Origin of the sequence: Gemmobacter nectariphilus DSM 15620 (assembly GCF_000429765.1) — a bacterium.
Lineage (GTDB): Bacteria > Pseudomonadota > Alphaproteobacteria > Rhodobacterales > Rhodobacteraceae > Wagnerdoeblera > Wagnerdoeblera nectariphila.
The window spans coordinates 16,421-32,202 of sequence record NZ_AUCM01000006.1; the positions used below are offsets into that span (position 1 = coordinate 16,421).

At 67.1% G+C, this 15,782-nt stretch carries 17 protein-coding genes; 6 read left to right on the top strand and 11 right to left on the bottom strand.

The window, feature by feature from the left end:
* Window positions 1-76 precede the first annotated feature (76 nt).
* Together def (G481_RS0106785) and def (G481_RS0106790) are read right to left on the bottom strand one after the other, a co-directional pair.
* A complete protein-coding gene (gene def / locus G481_RS0106785; protein WP_028029360.1) occupies window positions 77-586 on the bottom strand; it encodes a peptide deformylase in 510 nt (169 codons plus the stop codon).
* Window positions 587-645: 59 nt separating this feature from the next.
* On the bottom strand, window positions 646-1,164 hold the full coding sequence (def, locus tag G481_RS0106790) for a peptide deformylase (RefSeq protein WP_028029361.1): 519 nt from the start codon (window positions 1,162-1,164) through the stop codon (window positions 646-648).
* A gap of 205 nt (window positions 1,165-1,369) precedes the next feature.
* Here def (G481_RS0106790) and G481_RS0106795 point away from each other — a divergent pair, with 205 nt between their 5' ends.
* On the top strand, window positions 1,370-2,542 hold the full coding sequence (locus G481_RS0106795; RefSeq protein WP_028029362.1) for a MalY/PatB family protein: 1,173 nt from the start codon (window positions 1,370-1,372) through the stop codon (window positions 2,540-2,542).
* Window positions 2,543-2,660: 118 nt separating this feature from the next.
* On the opposite strand, the gene G481_RS23060 is transcribed toward G481_RS0106795, so the two are convergent.
* The 4 genes from G481_RS23060 to G481_RS25030 form a co-directional block, all read right to left on the bottom strand.
* Window positions 2,661-3,569, bottom strand: a complete 909-nt coding sequence (locus G481_RS23060) for a glucokinase (protein WP_035025383.1) — start codon at window positions 3,567-3,569, stop codon at window positions 2,661-2,663.
* A 124-nt stretch (window positions 3,570-3,693) separates the two neighbouring features.
* Window positions 3,694-4,800 carry a site-specific DNA-methyltransferase gene (locus G481_RS0106815; protein ID WP_028029364.1) on the bottom strand — a complete coding sequence of 369 codons (1,107 nt, stop codon included), beginning with the start codon at window positions 4,798-4,800 and terminating at the stop codon, window positions 3,694-3,696.
* Window positions 4,801-4,888: 88 nt separating this feature from the next.
* On the bottom strand, window positions 4,889-5,515 hold the full coding sequence (locus G481_RS0106820) for a ribonuclease HII (protein WP_028029365.1): 627 nt from the start codon (window positions 5,513-5,515) through the stop codon (window positions 4,889-4,891).
* A gap of 127 nt (window positions 5,516-5,642) precedes the next feature.
* Window positions 5,643-6,095 (bottom strand): hypothetical protein, encoded by a 453-nt coding sequence (locus G481_RS25030; RefSeq protein ID WP_051294352.1) that lies wholly within the window; start codon window positions 6,093-6,095, stop codon window positions 5,643-5,645.
* Window positions 6,096-6,313: 218 nt separating this feature from the next.
* Between G481_RS25030 and G481_RS0106830 the strand changes: the two genes are divergently transcribed.
* The 3 genes from G481_RS0106830 to G481_RS0106840 all read left to right on the top strand — a co-directional run bounded on the left by G481_RS0106830 (window position 6,314) and on the right by G481_RS0106840 (window position 8,679).
* Window positions 6,314-6,601 (top strand): hypothetical protein, encoded by a 288-nt coding sequence (locus G481_RS0106830; protein ID WP_028029366.1) that lies wholly within the window; start codon window positions 6,314-6,316, stop codon window positions 6,599-6,601.
* On the top strand, window positions 6,573-7,277 hold the full coding sequence (locus G481_RS0106835) for a winged helix-turn-helix domain-containing protein (RefSeq protein WP_028029367.1): 705 nt from the start codon (window positions 6,573-6,575) through the stop codon (window positions 7,275-7,277). The genes G481_RS0106830 and G481_RS0106835 overlap by 29 nt, the downstream gene beginning before the upstream one ends.
* 328 nt (window positions 7,278-7,605) lie before the next feature.
* Window positions 7,606-8,679: a pyridoxal phosphate-dependent aminotransferase gene (locus tag G481_RS0106840; protein WP_028029368.1), complete on the top strand. Its 1,074-nt coding sequence runs from the start codon at window positions 7,606-7,608 to the stop codon at window positions 8,677-8,679.
* Window positions 8,680-8,703: 24 nt separating this feature from the next.
* On the opposite strand, the gene G481_RS25035 is transcribed toward G481_RS0106840, so the two are convergent.
* The 4 genes from G481_RS25035 to G481_RS0106860 form a co-directional block, all read right to left on the bottom strand.
* On the bottom strand, window positions 8,704-9,552 hold the full coding sequence (locus G481_RS25035) for an SH3 domain-containing protein (RefSeq protein WP_051294353.1): 849 nt from the start codon (window positions 9,550-9,552) through the stop codon (window positions 8,704-8,706).
* Between the two features lie 76 nt (window positions 9,553-9,628).
* Window positions 9,629-10,312, bottom strand: coding sequence for a fumarylacetoacetate hydrolase family protein (locus G481_RS0106850; protein WP_028029369.1), 684 nt, complete (start codon window positions 10,310-10,312; stop codon window positions 9,629-9,631).
* An 11-nt stretch (window positions 10,313-10,323) separates the two neighbouring features.
* The gene (locus tag G481_RS0106855) at window positions 10,324-12,048 is read right to left on the bottom strand and encodes a serine hydrolase (RefSeq protein WP_245594936.1); all 1,725 of its coding nucleotides are present in this window, start codon (window positions 12,046-12,048) and stop codon (window positions 10,324-10,326) included.
* 282 nt (window positions 12,049-12,330) lie between these two features.
* Complete coding sequence (locus G481_RS0106860) at window positions 12,331-13,026, bottom strand: HAD family hydrolase (RefSeq protein ID WP_028029371.1); 696 nt, start codon at window positions 13,024-13,026, stop codon at window positions 12,331-12,333.
* A 113-nt stretch (window positions 13,027-13,139) separates the two neighbouring features.
* Here G481_RS0106860 and G481_RS0106865 point away from each other — a divergent pair, with 113 nt between their 5' ends.
* Both G481_RS0106865 and G481_RS0106870 read left to right on the top strand, forming a co-directional pair.
* On the top strand, window positions 13,140-13,580 hold the full coding sequence (locus G481_RS0106865) for a substrate-binding domain-containing protein (protein WP_028029372.1): 441 nt from the start codon (window positions 13,140-13,142) through the stop codon (window positions 13,578-13,580).
* A 99-nt stretch (window positions 13,581-13,679) separates the two neighbouring features.
* The gene (locus G481_RS0106870) at window positions 13,680-14,411 is read left to right on the top strand and encodes an IclR family transcriptional regulator (RefSeq protein ID WP_028029373.1); all 732 of its coding nucleotides are present in this window, start codon (window positions 13,680-13,682) and stop codon (window positions 14,409-14,411) included.
* 9 nt (window positions 14,412-14,420) lie between these two features.
* Here the strand turns inward: G481_RS0106870 and G481_RS23075 are convergent, their stop codons facing one another.
* Window positions 14,421-15,632, bottom strand: coding sequence for an MFS transporter (locus tag G481_RS23075; protein WP_051294354.1), 1,212 nt, complete (start codon window positions 15,630-15,632; stop codon window positions 14,421-14,423).
* Between the last annotated feature and the right edge of the window lie 150 nt (window positions 15,633-15,782).

Here is a 15,782-nt window from a genome sequence, read left to right on the forward strand (position 1 = left end):
GGGCGTTGCTCCTGTGGCGGCGGCCGGGGGTTTCACCCCCGGACCCCCAGGGTATTTGGAAAAAGGCAAAGAGGGGTCAGGCGGGGCGGCCCATGGCCGCAAGTGCCACCGAGGCGGCGACGCGGGCAGGTTCGTCCAGCAGGTCGATGCAGAGCCGGCCGTTCAGATGATCGAGTTCGTGTTGTGCGCAGGTGGCGGCAAAGCCAGTCAGGTGTTCTTCGAGGATCGCGCCGCTGAGGTCAGTCCAGCGCAGGGTGATTTCGGCCGGGCGGGCGACGGGGCAATCGACGCCGGGGATCGAGAGGCAGCCTTCGGTGCGGGTGACCAGATCGTCCGAGGCGGCAAGGATTTCCGGGTTGAGGCAGACCCGCGGGCTGGGCGCGCCTTCCTTCCAGGTGGTGTCCATGACGAAGATCCGCTGCATCACGCCGATCTGGGGGCCGGCGAGGCCGCGGCCGGGGGCGGCATACATCGTGTCCAGCATGTCGGCGGCCAGCTGGCGCAGGCGATCGTCAAGCTGTGTCACCGGCGTGCAGGGACGCCGCAGGCGGGGGTCGGGAAAGCGGAGGATCGGAAGAATGGCCATGGCCGGGAATTACCACCGGGCGGGGCCGTCGTCCATGGGACGCAGCGCGCCGCGGCCGTTCAGGCGCGGGCGCGGTCGCGTTTCAGTTTTTCCATCTTGCGGGTGATCATCTGGCGCTTGATCGGGCCCAGATAGTCGATGAACAGCTTGCCATCGAGATGGTCGATTTCATGCTGGACGCAGGTGGCCCAGAGGCCGGCGAACTGTTCTTCGTGCACGGAGCCGTCGAGCGCCATCCAGCGCACCTTGACCTCGGCCGGGCGGGTGACTTCGGCATATTGCTCGGGGATCGACAGGCAGCCTTCCTCGTAGGTGCTGGTGTCTTCGGAGGACCAGATGACCTGCGGGTTGATCAGCACCATGGGGCGCGGGGGTTCCGGCGCCTTCATGCAATCCATCACCAGCACCCGTTTCATCACGCCAACCTGCGGCGCGGCAAGGCCGACACCGGGGGCGTCATACATGGTCGCCAGCATGTCATCGGCGAGCATGCGCAGCTCGTCGTTGAATTCGGTCACGGCGGGGCAGGCCTTTTTCAGGCGCGGATCGGGATGGATGAGGATGGGGCGCAGGGTCATGCCCTATGATCTAGTGAATGGCGCGCTTTCGTGCAATGGTGCCGCGTCGGGCCGGAATGTCGCACGGTGGGCGGAACGGATTCCGGCGCAGGATCGGTTTGGTGGGAAATTGTTGCGAAATTGCCCAGAAATTCGGGATGATTTCCCGATCAAGCTGGAATATCCGGAACAATCAGACCCCGCACAGCAGGCAGGACGAGACAGCATGAACTTTGACGAGATCATCGAGCGCCGCGGCACCCATTCGGCGAAATGGGACATGATGGACAAGCTTTACAATGTTCCGGCCGATACGGGCATCTCGATGTGGGTGGCCGACATGGACTTTCGCCCACCGGCCTGTGTGCAGAACGCGCTGAAGGACATGCTGGACCACGGGGTCTATGGCTATTTCGGCGACGACCGCGCCTACAAGGAGGCGATCCGCTGGTGGATGGCAAACCGCCATGGCTGGGAGATCGAGGGCGATGCGATCCTGACCGCCCACGGGCTGGTGAACGGCACGGCCTTGTGCGTGCAGACCTTTACCCAGCCGGGCGAGGGTGTGGCGGTGATGGCGCCGGTCTATCATGCCTTTGGCAAGGTGGTGAAAGGGTCGGGCCGGCGGCTGGTCGAGCTGCCACTGAAGCTGGAGGCCGGGCGGCTGGAGATGGATTTCGCGGCCTGGGACGCGATGATCGACCCTGGCACCAAGATGCTGATCCTGTGCTCGCCGCACAATCCGGGCGGGCGGGTCTGGACGGTCGAGGAGCTGCGCGGGGTTGCCGAGTTCTGCAAGCGGCATGATCTGATCCTGGTCTCGGACGAAATCCACCACGATCTGGTGTTCGGTGGCGCGCAGCACACCGTGATGACCAAGGCCGCGCCCGAGGCGCTGGACCGCACCATCGTGATGACGGCGACCACCAAGACCTTCAACATCGCGGGCGGGCATACCGGCAACATCATCATCCCCGACCCTGCCCTGCGCAAGCGGGTGGCGGATACGCTGTGGGGCTTGGGGATTTCGGGGAATTCCTTTGGGCTGGTGATGGCGACGGCTGCCTATTCGCCGGAAGGCGCGGAATGGGTGGATGCGCTGGTGGCCTATCTGGATGGCAACCGGAAGCTGTTCGACGAGGGCGTCAATGCGATTCCCGGCGTGAAATCCATGCCGCTGGAGGCCACCTATCTGGCCTGGGTCGATTTTTCCGGCACCGGGATGGCGCCCGAGGAGTTCATTCGCCGGGTCGAGCAGGAGGCGGGGATCGCCGCCAACCATGGCGCGACCTTTGGTGCGGGCGGCGAGAGCTTCCTGCGATTCAACCTGGCGACGCCGCGGGCGCGGGTGGCCGAGGCGGTGGCCCGGCTGCAAAAGGCGTTCGGCGATCTGCAATAGGCAGGGTGTGCGGCTTGGCCCCATTGAGGGGCCGCGCCGCACCGGGGGGCCGTCTGCCCCCCGCCGGGGCCTGTCGGCCCCGCCCCCCGAGGGTATTTTCAGAAGGTGAAAGGCGGGTCTAGGCGCCTTGGATGGCCGCAAGGCAGCCGGTCAGGGCGGCGAGATCGTCGGTGATGAGGTGTAGCGCCATGTCGCAGGGCGGGCCCTTGTTGGGGTTCGGGGCGCTGAAAGTGGTGGCGATGGTCGGCCCGAGCCCTGCACGGACGAGGGCCTGAGCAACTGAGCCTGCCAGCCAGATGCCGTTTTGCGGCAGGGTGATCAGGGCGATGTCCTGAAGCCAGAGGCCCAGAAGGTGGGCGTAAAGCGCGAACGTGTCATGGTATCGGGGGTCGGCAGCCAGCGCCTCGGGTGGCAGGGCGGGACCGTGCAGGCATTGGTGCAGGCGGGACAGGCCGCGGCCCGAGAACAGATCTTCGGTGGTGGGAAAGTCAGCTAGGTTGGCGCCGATGCGGGCCGACAGCTGTTGTGCGATGCGGTGCGGCAGGGCGAGGTGCCCGGCCTCGGCCGCGAGAATCGCGGCGGGCTGGCCGGGGCGCTGGATCACCGCGGCGACGTTGACGCCTGTGCCAAGGCCGAGAACCACGGACTGGCCGTTGGATTGCGATGTGCGGGCCGGTTGCAGCAGGTGTGAGGCGCCAGGGCCAAGATGCGGCAAGGCATGACCCAGCGCGGCCAGATCGTTCAGAAGCGTGACCGGGGCGCCAAGCCGCGCGGAAAGGCGGGCGGCATCGGCGGTCCAGCCACTGTTGGTCAGCCGGGCCTGTCCGCCCGACACTGGCCCCGCAACGGCCAGACAGGCGCCGGACAGCGGCGGGTTGCCCTGCGCGGCAAGATAGTGATCGAGCGCGACATCGAGCCCGGCATGGTCCGCGATGCGCAGCCGCATCAGCGTGCCGGGGCGCAGCCTGTGCTGCCCCAGCGCAAGGCGGGCATTGGTGCCCCCGATGTCTGCAACAAGAATGGTCATGCTGGAGATGGGCTTAGCCGATCACGCAGCGGACCGGCAGACGCAAAAAGGCCGCGCCCTTGCAGGCGCGGCAGGCGTGTTCCTGCGGCCACGGCCGCGGAACACCGGCGGAAGGCCGATTGGTTCAGGGCTCGCCCAGTTCGGCGCGGATCTGCTGGCGCAGGAAGTCGATGGGCACCATCTTGCCCTCGCGCTTGAAGTGCCAGTAGGTCCAGCCGTTGCAGCTGGGGGCGCCTTCGTAATGGGCGCCGACCTGATGGATGGATCCGGTCATGCTGTCCCCGACCAGTGTGCCATCGGCCCGCACCTTGGCGGTAGAGCCGCGCGGGCCGACCAGCACCTCGCCCGGACGCAGCATCCCGCGTTCGACCAGCTGGCCAAAGGGCACGCGGGGCTCGGCCCGTTTCGAGGCCGAGGTTTCCAGCGCCGAGGCATCATAGGGGCGCACACGGGCGATGCGGGCAGTGGCGGCCTGGCGATACGCCTCTTCGCGTTCGATGCCGATGAAGTTGCGGCCCAGCATCTTGGCGACCGCGCCGGTGGTGCCGGTGCCAAAGAACGGGTCCAGCACCACATCGCCCGGGTTGGTCGAGCCGATCAGCACGCGGTGCAGCAGCGATTCGGGCTTTTGCGTCGGATGCGCCTTGTCGCCGTTCTGATCCTTGAGCCGCTCATGCCCGGTGCAGATCGGCAGCACCCAGTCCGAGCGCATCTGGACGCCTTCGTTCAGCGCCTTGAGGGCGTCATAGTTGAAGGTGTATTTCGCGGCTTCGGATTTCGAGGCCCAGATCATCGTTTCATGCGCGTTGGTCAGCCGCTTGCCGCGGAAGTTCGGCATGGGGTTCGACTTGCGCCAGACCACATCGTTCAGGATCCAGTAGCCGGCATCCTGCAGCGCCGCCCCGACGCGAAAGATGTTGTGATAGCTGCCGATCACCCAGATCGCCCCGTTGGGTTTCAGCAGGCGCCGTGCGGCGGCCAGCCAGTCACGGGTGAAGCGGTCATAGGCGGAAAAACTGGAGAACTGGTCCCAGTGGTCATCCACCGCATCGACGCGGGAATTGTCCGGGCGATGCAGCTCGCCTTTCAGCTGCAGGTTGTAGGGCGGATCAGCGAAGATCAGGTCGATCGACGCCTCGGGCAGGGACTGCATCATCTCGATGCAATCGCCCGCCAAAATCTGGTTGAGCGGAAGCGCGGGCGCCTCCGTTGCCTTGGTTTTTACAGCCATCTTCTGCCTCTAAGTCCCGCGCGTTGATCGCGCTGTTGTGAGGCCGAGTCTGATTCAAACCTGATTCGTCGTCAAATTCTTTATTGAATCAAGGGGTTACGGTTTTGACTTGATACAAGATATTGTGCACTGGGCGGAACGAACGCCTATGAACGGGGGTCACGCCCAAATCTAGAAGCGCCTGAAGGTGGTCCCTGGTCGGGTAGCCTGCGTTCCGGTCCCAGCCATATCCGGGATACTGTTGCGAAAGATCCACCATGATCGCGTCGCGCGCGACCTTGGCCATGATCGAGGCAGCAGCAATCGAGAGGCTGCGGGCATCGCCCTTCACCACGGCCTCGCCCCGGCAGGGCAGATCGCGCGGAAGGCGATTGCCGTCGATCAGCGCATGGTCTGGCATCTCGGGCAGTCCGGCGAGGGCACGGCACATGGCAAGGTGGCTGGCCTGCAGGATGTTGAGGCGGTCGATTTCCTCGACGCTGGCATGGGCGACGCAGACCTGCGCGGTGGCGGCGATCTGCTCGGCCAGGCGGGCGCGGCGGGCGGGGGACAGGGCCTTGCTGTCGTCCAGCCCGTCGGGGATGCGGGCGGGGTCGAGGATGACGGCGGCGGCGGTAACCGGGCCGCACAGCGGGCCGCGGCCCACCTCGTCGACCCCGGCGATGCGGGTGGCGCCAAGGGCGCGGGCGGCGGATTCGAAGCTGAAATCGGGCATGGGTCGGTGATGCCCTGCCCGCCGGGCGCGCGCAATGGTCAAGCGCGAACGGGGGGCTTTGCGCCCCCCGGGCGCCGGCAGGGCCGGCGCCTCCCCCCGCAGGATATTTGGATCAAGGCGAAGGGAATCACCGGCTGGGGTGCATCACCTCGCGGTCGCGGCGCGGGTCGTAGTGGTGATCGTAATGCGGATAGGGCTGCGGGCGGGGCTGATAGTAGCCGTAGCCGGGCGCCGGCCGGGCGCACCCATAGGGGCCGCAGGGATAGGGGCGCGGATAGACGAGCGGCGGGCGCGGGGGTTCATGGCGGTGCCAGCCAGGATACTGCGGGCGGGGCTGGTGCCAGCCGGGTTGCGGACGGGGAGGCTCGGGGCGCATCACCGGCGCGGGGCGGTGGTGCCGGTCATTGTCATTGAGGGCCGAGCCGATGATGGCGATGGCGGCCACGCCCGCGATCACCTTCATCATGTCGTCAGGCTCGGCTCGGGCCGGAAGCGCCGAAGCGGTCATGGCGCCCATCGCAATGGCGGCGACACCAAGGGCGGTTGCGATCTTGCGGGTGGCCGGGCGGAAGATGGTCATGGCGTTGTCCTTTCGGGTGATCCGCCGAGATGTGTCCCGGTCGGGATGGGGTCACCCTGGCCCGCAGCGCCGTGTCAGGCAAAATCACCGCCCTGTCATCACATAACAGGCGCGCAAAACCCCGCCTGTCATGTGATGACACGCGCGCCAGAGGGCCGGACATTGCATAACCGCGTGCCAGCCGCCATCCTGCCCCCATCACCCGGAAGGAGGCCCCGATGCCCCGCACCCTAGCCCTTGCGGCCCTGATGGCCGCCGCGCTTGCGCTGCCTGCGCAGGCCGACTGCTATGCCGATTACAAGGCCAAGCAGGACAACCCCCTGCGTCTGCATTACGGCGTGATGCAGGTGTCTGACGGCGCCTGTTCCCCGCGCGCGGCACAGGCCGAGATTGCCCCGCGCCTGGCCGCGCAAGGATGGACCTTGCTGAACGTCATCGGCGTTTTCGGCCCTGAGGGTCTGAGCGAAAGGAAAGGCAATGCCGGCGCCTACTTCCTCCGCTATTGAGGCGCTGCGGCGGGGCAGCCGCACGGTGACGCTGGGCGTGGCGGCGGTGGTCGTCATCTTGCTGGCGGCGGCGGTGTTCCTGTTCCTGAACCTGCCCGACGCGAATGCGTTCAACACCCGGATCGAGCGGCTGTTCATCGAGAACGACCAGCTGCGCGGCGCGACCGAGATCAAGCTGCTGGAGATTCTGGCCCAGTCCGGCACGGCCTTTTCCGAAGTGCTGGTCAGCTACCGGATGGTGATCTTCGTGCTGCTGGTGTTTTCCTCGGCGCTGCTGGTGGCGGCGCTGGTGTTTCTGGTCACCATCGTCGCGCTGAACCAGCGTCTGCGCGAGATGCGGCAGGCCGGGATTCAGGTGGCCTCGCTGGCGATCAGCCGGGCGGAAAATACCGTGACGCTGAACAGCATGGAATTTCCCCTGACCGCCGCCGCCATCGAAACGCTGGCCGTATTGGCCGAGGCGCGGATGGATGACGAGGTGCTGAACGGCGCGCAGATCGAGGCGATGATTTCCGGCAAGAATGCCGCCGACTGCGAGGAAGCCGCGGGGGCCACGCGAATCAAGCGCCTGCGCGATGCGCTGGGGAACCAGATGGTCAGCGAGCTGCTGATAAAGACGATCGCGCGCAAGGGCTATGTGCTGTCGATCGACAAGGATGCGATCCGCATGGATTGAGGGCGCGCGATGGTCGGGGGCCGGCGCCTGGCCCCGGCCGGGGATGGGTATTTGGAAAAAGGCAAAGAGGCAGAGCGCGCGCGGGGTCGGGTGCGGGCGGGGCTTGTTGGTCGCGCGATCTGTTCGCCTTGATCGAGGTCCCTGGCGGGTGCGCCGGGCGGCGCCATCGGGTCAGGAAGCAACTTGGCAGCGGGCCGGGAAGCGACGGTGGCCAGTATGCGGGCAGGCAGATCCCGGCGGGCCGGGGCGCGGCCCGTCAGGTCTGGGGCCTTGCAGGCTGGCACGCTTCGCGGGATACCCCCGGGGCAGGCAAGTCCCGAGGTGCAGCATGAGCCGATTCTGGAGCCCCCTTGTAAGGTCGCTGGTGCCCTATGTCCCTGGCGAGCAGCCTAAGGACCGGCAGTTCATCAAGCTGAACACCAACGAGAACCCGCATGGCCCCTCGCCCCGCGCGATCGAGGCGATCCGGGCCGCGACCGGCGACGGGCTGCGGCTGTATCCTGACCCGGTGGCCGGCGATCTGCGGGCGGCGGTGGCGGAGAGTTTCGGGCTGACCCCGGCGCATGTGTTCGCGGGCAACGGGTCGGACGAGGTGCTGGCCCATGCCTTCAACGCCTTTTTCGGTGGCGGCGGAGAGGTGCTGTTCGCAGATGTGACCTACAGCTTTTACCCGACCTATTGCACGCTTTATGGCCTGCCGCACCGGCTGATCCCGCTGGATGCGGATTTCGGCTGCGATGTGGGCCTCTATCGCGGCCCCTGTGCGGGGATCGTGATTGCCAATCCGAATGCGCCGACCGGGATTCCGCTGGGCCTTGCGGCCATCGAATCGGTGCTGCGCGCCAATCCCGATGTGGTGGTGATCGTGGACGAGGCCTATGTGGATTTTGGCTGCGAAAGCGCGGCGGGGCTGATCGCGGCCCATGACAACCTGCTGGTGGTGCAGACCTTTTCCAAATCGCGCAGCATGGCGGGGCTGCGGGTCGGGCTGGCGCTTGGGCAGCCGCATCTGATCGAGGGGCTGGTGCGGGTGAAAGACAGCTTCAATTCCTATCCGCTGGGCCGGCTGGCGCTGGCCGGTGCCCTGGCCGCCTGGCAGGACCGCGACTGGTTCGACCGCACGCGCGCGCAGGTGATGGCCGACCGCGAGGCGATGGCCGAGGGGCTGCGGGCGCAGGGGTTCACGGTGCTGCCCTCGGCTGCGAATTTCGTCTTTGCCCATCACCCCGGCATGGCGGCCGAAGCGATTCTGGCCGGGCTGCGCGAGCGGGGGATTCTGGTGCGGCATTTCCGGCAAGAGCGGATTTGCGACTGGCTGCGGATCTCGGTCGGGACCAGCGCGGAATGTGCGGCGCTGCTGGCGGCGACAGGGGCGATTCTGGCCGGGGGTGCGGTGGGGTGAACCCCGCCAATCCTGCGGTCAGACCTACTGTTCCAGCCCGTTGCTGGAGACCCAGCCCGCTTGCCCCTGCCACACGATCCGGCACCAGTCGTATGTGCCGCCGCCCGGATCGGCGGGCTGGCAGCCATCGACCTGCACGCCGCGCGCACCAGCCGGCACGGTGAACAGAACGCCATGCATGGTCCCGGGGCCCGAGCGGACATTCATGTAGCCGCCTGACACATTGCCCTTGATGCGCCAGACGGCCTTGGGCGCCTCGCGCGGCGGCGATGCCTGCGGCGGGGCCGAAGGCGCGGCGGCAGGGGTCGGCGCGGCGCCGCCCAGCGGGCGCACGGGGATCCCCAGATCGTCGGCATCGTCGAAGTTCAGCCAGGTCATCTCGGCCGGCGCCGCCTGGGTGATATAGAGCACCGCCTTTTCCGACAGGCCCAGCTGGTTGAGATAGGCACCGATCAGCGCGTTGCCCTGCCCGGTTTCAATCGCGCGGCCCTGATCGTCGACGTAATAGGCGGCGTGAAAACCCACCTTGGCAGAATGGCCCATCAGCCGGCGCACCCCGCCCAGCCAGGCCAGACCGCAGGCCGAGGCACAGGCCGCACCATCGTCCACCGCCGTATGGGCACCCTGAATGCGGATCGCGCGGCCCATGGCAAGCCCGGCCAGAAGGCTGCCGCCGGGGCTTTCGAACACCACCACCTGCTCGCCGTGGGTGTCAAGCAGCGCGCGGGTCAGCTTCTTGTCGTCGCCTGCATCGAACTGGCCGCTGACGCGGATGATCGCGCCATCTCCGCTTTGGAACGGCTGGGTGGAAATGTCGGCGCCCAAGGCCGGAAACGCAAAGGCAAGGCTGGCAACGAAAGACATCAAACGCATGGTGGCCCCGGACAGGATAATGCCGGGGCAGCCTAGCCGGGTCATCCCCATCGGCGCAATGCCCGAGAACGGGGGGTCAGCCGATGCGAACCCCGACCGCGCCCAGACCTGCGATTTCAACGCGGCAGGTCTCGCCCGGAAGGATCGGGCCAACACCGGCGGGCGTTCCGGTAAAGATCAGATCGCCCGGCGCCAGTTCCACCAGCCCCGACAGATGCGAGATGATATGCGGCACGTCCCAGATCATGTCCGCGATATCGGCATCCTGGCGGATCTGGCCATTCACCGTGCAGAGGATGCGGGCGGCGCTCAGCGGTCCGGTTTCCGACACCGGCACCAGGGCGCCGCAGGGCGCCGACTGGTCGAACCCCTTGGACATGTCCCACGGACGGCGCATCTGCTTGGCTTCGGCCTGCATGTCGCGGCGGGTCAGGTCGATGCCCGGCGCATGGCCCCAGACCAGCGCGCCTGCCGCCTCGGGCGTCAGGTTGCGGCCAGCGGCACCGATCGCGACCACAAGCTCTGCCTCGTGATGCAGATCCGAGGTCGCCATGGGCCAGGGCAGGACGGCCCCGTCCGGAACCAGCGCATCGGCGGGTTTGGCAAAGAAGAACGGCGGCTCGCGCGTGTCGGCGCCCATCTCCTTGGCGTGTTCGGCATAGTTGCGCCCCACACAGAAGATGCGGCGCACGGCAAACCGCTGTTCGCTGCCCCGAATGGCAAGCGAGGGAACCGGTGGCGGGGGAAAGACGTAATCCAAGGCAAGGCTCCTCACGGCCCGAGTGTGAAGCAGGCGATAGCGCGGGCCTGCAGCCGGCGGCAAGCCAGATCCGCCTGATCCTGGGTCAGACCGGCAAAGGTTGCCTCCCAGCCGGGGCCGCGCTGGATGACCTTGCGCAAGGCACCATCAAGCGCGCGGGTTTCCGACAGCGCGGTCTGCAGCAGCGCGCGTTCGGCGGTGCCACGGCTGTTGAACTTGCCAAGCGTCACGGCCCAATGCCGCCCGCCCGAGGTCGAGACGCGGCTGACCACCTCGCCTGCGGCGGCGGCGACGGCAGAGGTGCGTTCGATCTTTTGCGGCACTTCGGCGGCGGGTTCGGCCGCGGCCATGGTCATCACGATTTCGCCGGGACGGGCGCGGGGGCGGCGCGATGGGCCCGAATCGGTCAGCGTCGGCACGACAAGGGCCGCGGCGGTGCGCACCGCGCCAGGCAGAGCGTCGGCATCTTCGGCGATCGGGGCGGGAAGGTCCTCGGGCTCGCCGTCTGCGGCAAAGTCTTCGGTCGTTGCCTCGCCCGGCAGGGCCAGCGTCTGGCCCGCAGGATCGACGACGCGGAAGGGCACGGGTTCCGGCGCAGCAGTGGCCACCTCGACCGGGGGCGCATCGGCGGGCGGATCGGCGGCGATTTCCTCGAGTTCGGGATCGTCCTCGGCCGCAGCAACGACGAGATCGGCCGGCCGCGCCTGCGGCGGGGCGACCGATGCCAGCGGTGCGGGTTCGGGTGCCTTGGGCTCGTCGGTCAGCCCGGCGAGCACATCGGCCACGCCGCTGGTCACCTGGGCCACGGCCTCGGCCCCCACAAGTTGCGGGCGACGCGCCGGGCGGGGCGAGCTGTCGCGGGCCATCTTCAGGCGGATGGTCTTGCCAGCCCCGGTCGGGGTTGCCGGCTCGGCCTCGGCGATCTGGTCCAGCGCCACCGGCGGCGGCGGCGTGGTGCGCGCCGTGGCCGGGGCATTGCCAAAGCCGATGTCCAGAAGTTCGGACATGCGCACGTTGCGCTGCGCGGTCGAGGTACCGCCGAACACCGTAGCCACCAGACGCTTGTTGCCCCGCTCGGCCGAAGCCGTCAGGTTGAAGCCTGCCGCATTGGTGTAGCCGGTCTTGATGCCGTCGGCGCCGCGATAGCTTTCCAGAAAGCGGCGGTTGGTGTTCGATACCTTGGCGATCCCCGCATCCTCGGTGATGCGCGAAAACAGGCCATAGTAATCCGGGAAATCATAGAACAGCCGCCGCCCCAGCAGCGTCATGTCGCGGGCGGTGGACAGATGGCCTTCGGTGGTCAGGCCGTTGGCATTGCGAAAGGTGGACCGGGTCATCCCCAGCGCCTTTGCCGTGCGGTTCATCCGCGCGGCAAAGGCCGATTCGGACCCCGAGATATGTTCCCCCAGCGCCGTTGCCGCATCGTTCGCCGATTTGATCGCCGCACCGCGGATCAGATAGCGCAGGCTGATCTTCTGCCCGGCCCGCAGCCCCAGACGCGAGGGCGGCTCGGCCGCCGCATTGGCCGAGATCGTCACCATGTCGTCCAGCGAAATCTCGCCCCGGCGGATCGCGTCGAAGGTGATATACAGGGTCAGCATCTTGGTCAGAGATGCCGGATGAAGCCGCGTATCGGCGTTCTGTTCCCAAAGCACCTTGCCGGTGCGCGCATCCATCACGATCCCGGCAAAAGGCGCCGCCACCGCCAGAACCGGCGCGAGCAGCATGATCGCCATGAATACTGCGGATAGTGCAAGCCTGCGGGCACGGTCGCCCGGGCGCATCGTCCCTGACCCGATCACGGTATCTGTCCTTGTTCTGCCTCGACTCCGGTCTTTTTGCCGGATGACTTCAAAAGGCTAGCACAAGGCCGTGCGTCAGAAAACCCGGAAAAATCAGTAACTTTCCGACCCAGCTTTATTTCGCGCATCGCAGATGTCGTAGGCCGGACACCCCCTGACACTAGCCCTGCGCAGCCGCCACCCTACCGCCGCAAGGGCGCCACAATCCGGCCACAATCAGCCCAGTTCGGCGATCAGCAAGGTCAGGCCGCCAAGATCGGGCAGCTCACGAAACCGTGGGTGATCGGCCGGTGCCTCGGCATGTTCCAGCGCCCAGACCTCGCCATGGGGGACATGCACGCCCCAGCCCCCTGCGGCGATCGCGGGCAGCACATCCGACTTCATCGAATTGCCGACCATCAGCGCACGATCCGCCCCGTCGCCATGGGTGGCAAAGGCGCGGGCATAGGTCTGCGGGGTCTTTTCCGACACGATCTCGACCCCGTGGAACAGATCGCCCAGCCCCGACTGCGCCAGCTTGCGTTCCTGGTGCAGCAGATCGCCCTTGGTGATCAGCACGATCCGGTGACTGTCCGCCAGCGCCTCGACCGCCTCGCGCGCATGCGGCAGCAGTTCCAGTGGATGCGCCAGCAGATCGCGCCCGGCGGCCATGATCTCGGCAATGACCGAGGCGGGAACCCGGCCCTCGGTGACCTCGATCGCGGTTTCGATCAGCGACAGGGTAAAGCCCTTTACCCCATAGCCATAGTGACCGACGTTGCGCCGCTCGGCTTCCAGCAGGCGCTGTTCCAGATGCTCGCGCTCGGCATGGTCGGCCAGCAGGCCAAGCACATGCGCCTGCGTCAGGCGAAAGAATGTCTCGTTGTGCCACAGCGTGTCGTCGGCATCAAAGCCGACCGTGGTGATCTGCATGGGCGCGTCCCCCTGTCGGCTTGTCTTGGCTCAGGCACGGCGTTTGTGCAAGCGCGCGCTTGACCGGCGGCGGGCATTGGGCCACTGGGATGCCGCATTCGCAAGAGGATGAGATGACTCGCTGGCGTGTTGCCCTGTGCCTGATGTTGGCCCTGTTTGCCCCTGCGGCGCGGGCGTCGAATACCGTGGTCGCGGTCGATCCGGGCTTTGCGCCGGTGGCCTCGGTGCTGTTGCAGGTCTTCGCGGAACAGACCGGCCATGATCTGGTGCTGACCGTGGCGCCCGCCCCGGCACTGGAGGGCACGGCAGCCGATGTGCTGCTGGCCCCCGACGCTGCCCTGCCCACGCGCCTTGCGCAAAGCGGCCGGGCCGAGGCCGGGTCGCAGATCACCTATGCCATGGGCCCCGAGGGAACCGCGGGCGCGACCCAGCCGCGCGATGCGGTGCTGCTGGGCCAGGGCGCGACGAACCCGGTTGCGCAATCCTTCATGGCCTTTTTGCTGACCCCCGAGGCATGGGACATCATCGTCTCGCACGGGTTCGGCGCGCATTAGGGCAGAATTCAGATACCGGAACGCAAAAGCCACCATGCGGAATTGCCAGGTGGCCTGCCGTTTGGCATGATGGACCTGCACAGCAGCAGGGGCCGCGCCATGCAAGTCAGGCAAGCATCGAACGTTCTGGAGCTGCTGGAATATTTTGCTCAGCGCAAGCTACCCGCGACCATGGCCGAAATCTCGGACGGGCTGGGCTGGCCACGGTCAAGCACGTTCAACCTTGTCGCGACACTGGCCGAACGCGGCTATCTTTATGAACCACGGCTGAGGGGCGGCTATTACCCCACCCAGCGCTGGCGATTGATGCTGGACGAGATCGACAGCGCCGACCCCTTGCCCGAAGCCGTGTTCGATCTGGCCGCCGATGTTGCCGCCGCCACGCGCGAGACCACGGCGATTGCCGCGCCCAACGGCACGCAGGCCATCTTCCTGCATGTGATCGAATCGGAACAGCCCGTGCGGTATTTCGCGCAGGTCGGGTCATGCGTGCCGATCCATGCCAGCTCGGCCGGCCGTGCGCTGCTGGCGCAGATGACCCCCGAAGAGCGGCAGGCGATCTATCGCAAGTCCGGCTTTCCGGTGTATTCCGGCACCACCCCGTCCAGCCCCGAGGCGGTCGAGGCCGAACTGACCGCCGCCGCCCGGCGCGGCTATCACCAGAGCAACGCGGAATATGTGCCCGATCTGGCCGGCCTTGCGATCGGGTTGCCAAAGACCGGCCGGCGTCTGTCGATCGTGGTCGCGGGCCCCGTGCCGCGCTGCGTGCCCCACCGAGCCGATATCGCCCGCACCATCAGCCTTGCGATGGACCGTCACGGGCTGGCCTGAGCGGCCCGATCAGCCCCGGGCGCGGCTTTCGCGCAGATGTTCCGCCAGCGCCAGCCCGGCGCCGATGAAGGACAGCACTGCGAACAGCCGGTAGGAATGGCTGAAATCGCCGATCATGCCATAGATCAGCGCAAAGCTGGCCGGCCCCGCCATCACGCCAGCAAAGGTCCAGGTCAGAACCTCGCCGGTCACAGTGCCGCCCGCCGGGCTTTGCCGCGCGGTTTCGGCCAGCAGCACCCCGTTCCAGCCCAAGCCGCACAGCCCGGCCAGCACCACCATGGCCAGACCGACCAGCGGCACAGCGCCAATCAGGCCAAGGCCGAGGCCCGCGATCCCCGTCAACGCCCCGACCAGCGCCAGCACCAGAAAGCCGGACCCCACGCGGTCGGCCACCAGCCCCCAGAGCACCCGGCCAAAGGCCCCGCCCGCCTGCATGATCGCCGCAACGGCCGCCGCGGCGGCCACGGACCAGTGGAATTCCTCGATCAGCATGGCGACCAGGAACGAGGACATCGACAGTTGCACCGCCGAATAGACAAAGCCAAGGATCGTCAGGCAGCGCAGCCCCGGCATACGCCAGATCAGCCGTTGCCCCCGCCAGATCCCGCCCATGACCGGCGCATCCGGCCGGCGGTCGCCATCCCAATGCGGGATGAAGCGCAGGTAGATCAGCGCCAGCCCAAGCGGCAGCGCCGCCATCGCCAGCATGGTGGCCTGCCAGCCGAAAATCTGCGCCAGCGGCGGCACCGCCAGCGCCGCAACGACGCCCCCCAGCGGCACCCCCGCCTGCTTGACCGAGAACACCAGGTTGCGCTTGGCCGCCGGCGCAAGCCGCGACAGGATATGCGAGGATGACGGATTGTTCAGCGCATAGCCCACACCGATCAGCACAGAGCCCAGCGCAATGCCCGCAAGCGTGCCGCTTGCCATGCCCAGAAAGCCCATCGCCGCCAGGATCAGCGCCATCTGACCCACACGGCCCGCGCCCAGCCGCTTGACCATTCCGCCCGCCAGCATCGAAAAGAAGATGCCCGAGGCATAGATCAGGCTGACCTGATAGCCGATCAGATGTGGCGCAACGCCCAAGGCAGAGGCAACAAGCGTAGGAATGGCCGTCAAGGCCAGCACCGATGTTGTCGCCGCAACCTGCGAGGCCGTGGTCAGGGCAAGGGAATCGGCCAGCCCCGCAGAACGGCTGGCGGAATGTTCGCTGATCGTCACTGTCGCAAGACCCTTTTCCCGTCAATGGGTTAGCCATGACGACTCCTGTCATGGCCCTTGGGGCAAAGGTCGGATGGCGCGGGCCGACTGTCAATTTGGCGGGCCGCTAAGATTTTCTCACCCCCCCTGCCGAGAAACCTGCATTTGACC

Coding starts and splice junctions, on each gene's coding strand:
- def (WP_028029360.1), bottom strand. CDS start 586: ATGGCCATTCTTCCGATCCTCCGCTTTCCCGACCCCCGCCTGCGGCGT.
- def (WP_028029361.1), bottom strand. CDS start 1,164: ATGACCCTGCGCCCCATCCTCATCCATCCCGATCCGCGCCTGAAAAAG.
- G481_RS0106795 (WP_028029362.1), top strand. CDS start 1,370: ATGAACTTTGACGAGATCATCGAGCGCCGCGGCACCCATTCGGCGAAA.
- G481_RS23060 (WP_035025383.1), bottom strand. CDS start 3,569: ATGACCATTCTTGTTGCAGACATCGGGGGCACCAATGCCCGCCTTGCG.
- G481_RS0106815 (WP_028029364.1), bottom strand. CDS start 4,800: ATGGCTGTAAAAACCAAGGCAACGGAGGCGCCCGCGCTTCCGCTCAAC.
- G481_RS0106820 (WP_028029365.1), bottom strand. CDS start 5,515: ATGCCCGATTTCAGCTTCGAATCCGCCGCCCGCGCCCTTGGCGCCACC.
- G481_RS25030 (WP_051294352.1), bottom strand. CDS start 6,095: ATGACCATCTTCCGCCCGGCCACCCGCAAGATCGCAACCGCCCTTGGT.
- G481_RS0106830 (WP_028029366.1), top strand. CDS start 6,314: ATGCCCCGCACCCTAGCCCTTGCGGCCCTGATGGCCGCCGCGCTTGCG.
- G481_RS0106835 (WP_028029367.1), top strand. CDS start 6,573: ATGCCGGCGCCTACTTCCTCCGCTATTGAGGCGCTGCGGCGGGGCAGC.
- G481_RS0106840 (WP_028029368.1), top strand. CDS start 7,606: ATGAGCCGATTCTGGAGCCCCCTTGTAAGGTCGCTGGTGCCCTATGTC.
- G481_RS25035 (WP_051294353.1), bottom strand. CDS start 9,552: ATGCGTTTGATGTCTTTCGTTGCCAGCCTTGCCTTTGCGTTTCCGGCC.
- G481_RS0106855 (WP_245594936.1), bottom strand. CDS start 12,048: ATGGCGATCATGCTGCTCGCGCCGGTTCTGGCGGTGGCGGCGCCTTTT.
- G481_RS0106860 (WP_028029371.1), bottom strand. CDS start 13,026: ATGCAGATCACCACGGTCGGCTTTGATGCCGACGACACGCTGTGGCAC.
- G481_RS0106865 (WP_028029372.1), top strand. CDS start 13,140: ATGACTCGCTGGCGTGTTGCCCTGTGCCTGATGTTGGCCCTGTTTGCC.
- G481_RS0106870 (WP_028029373.1), top strand. CDS start 13,680: ATGCAAGTCAGGCAAGCATCGAACGTTCTGGAGCTGCTGGAATATTTT.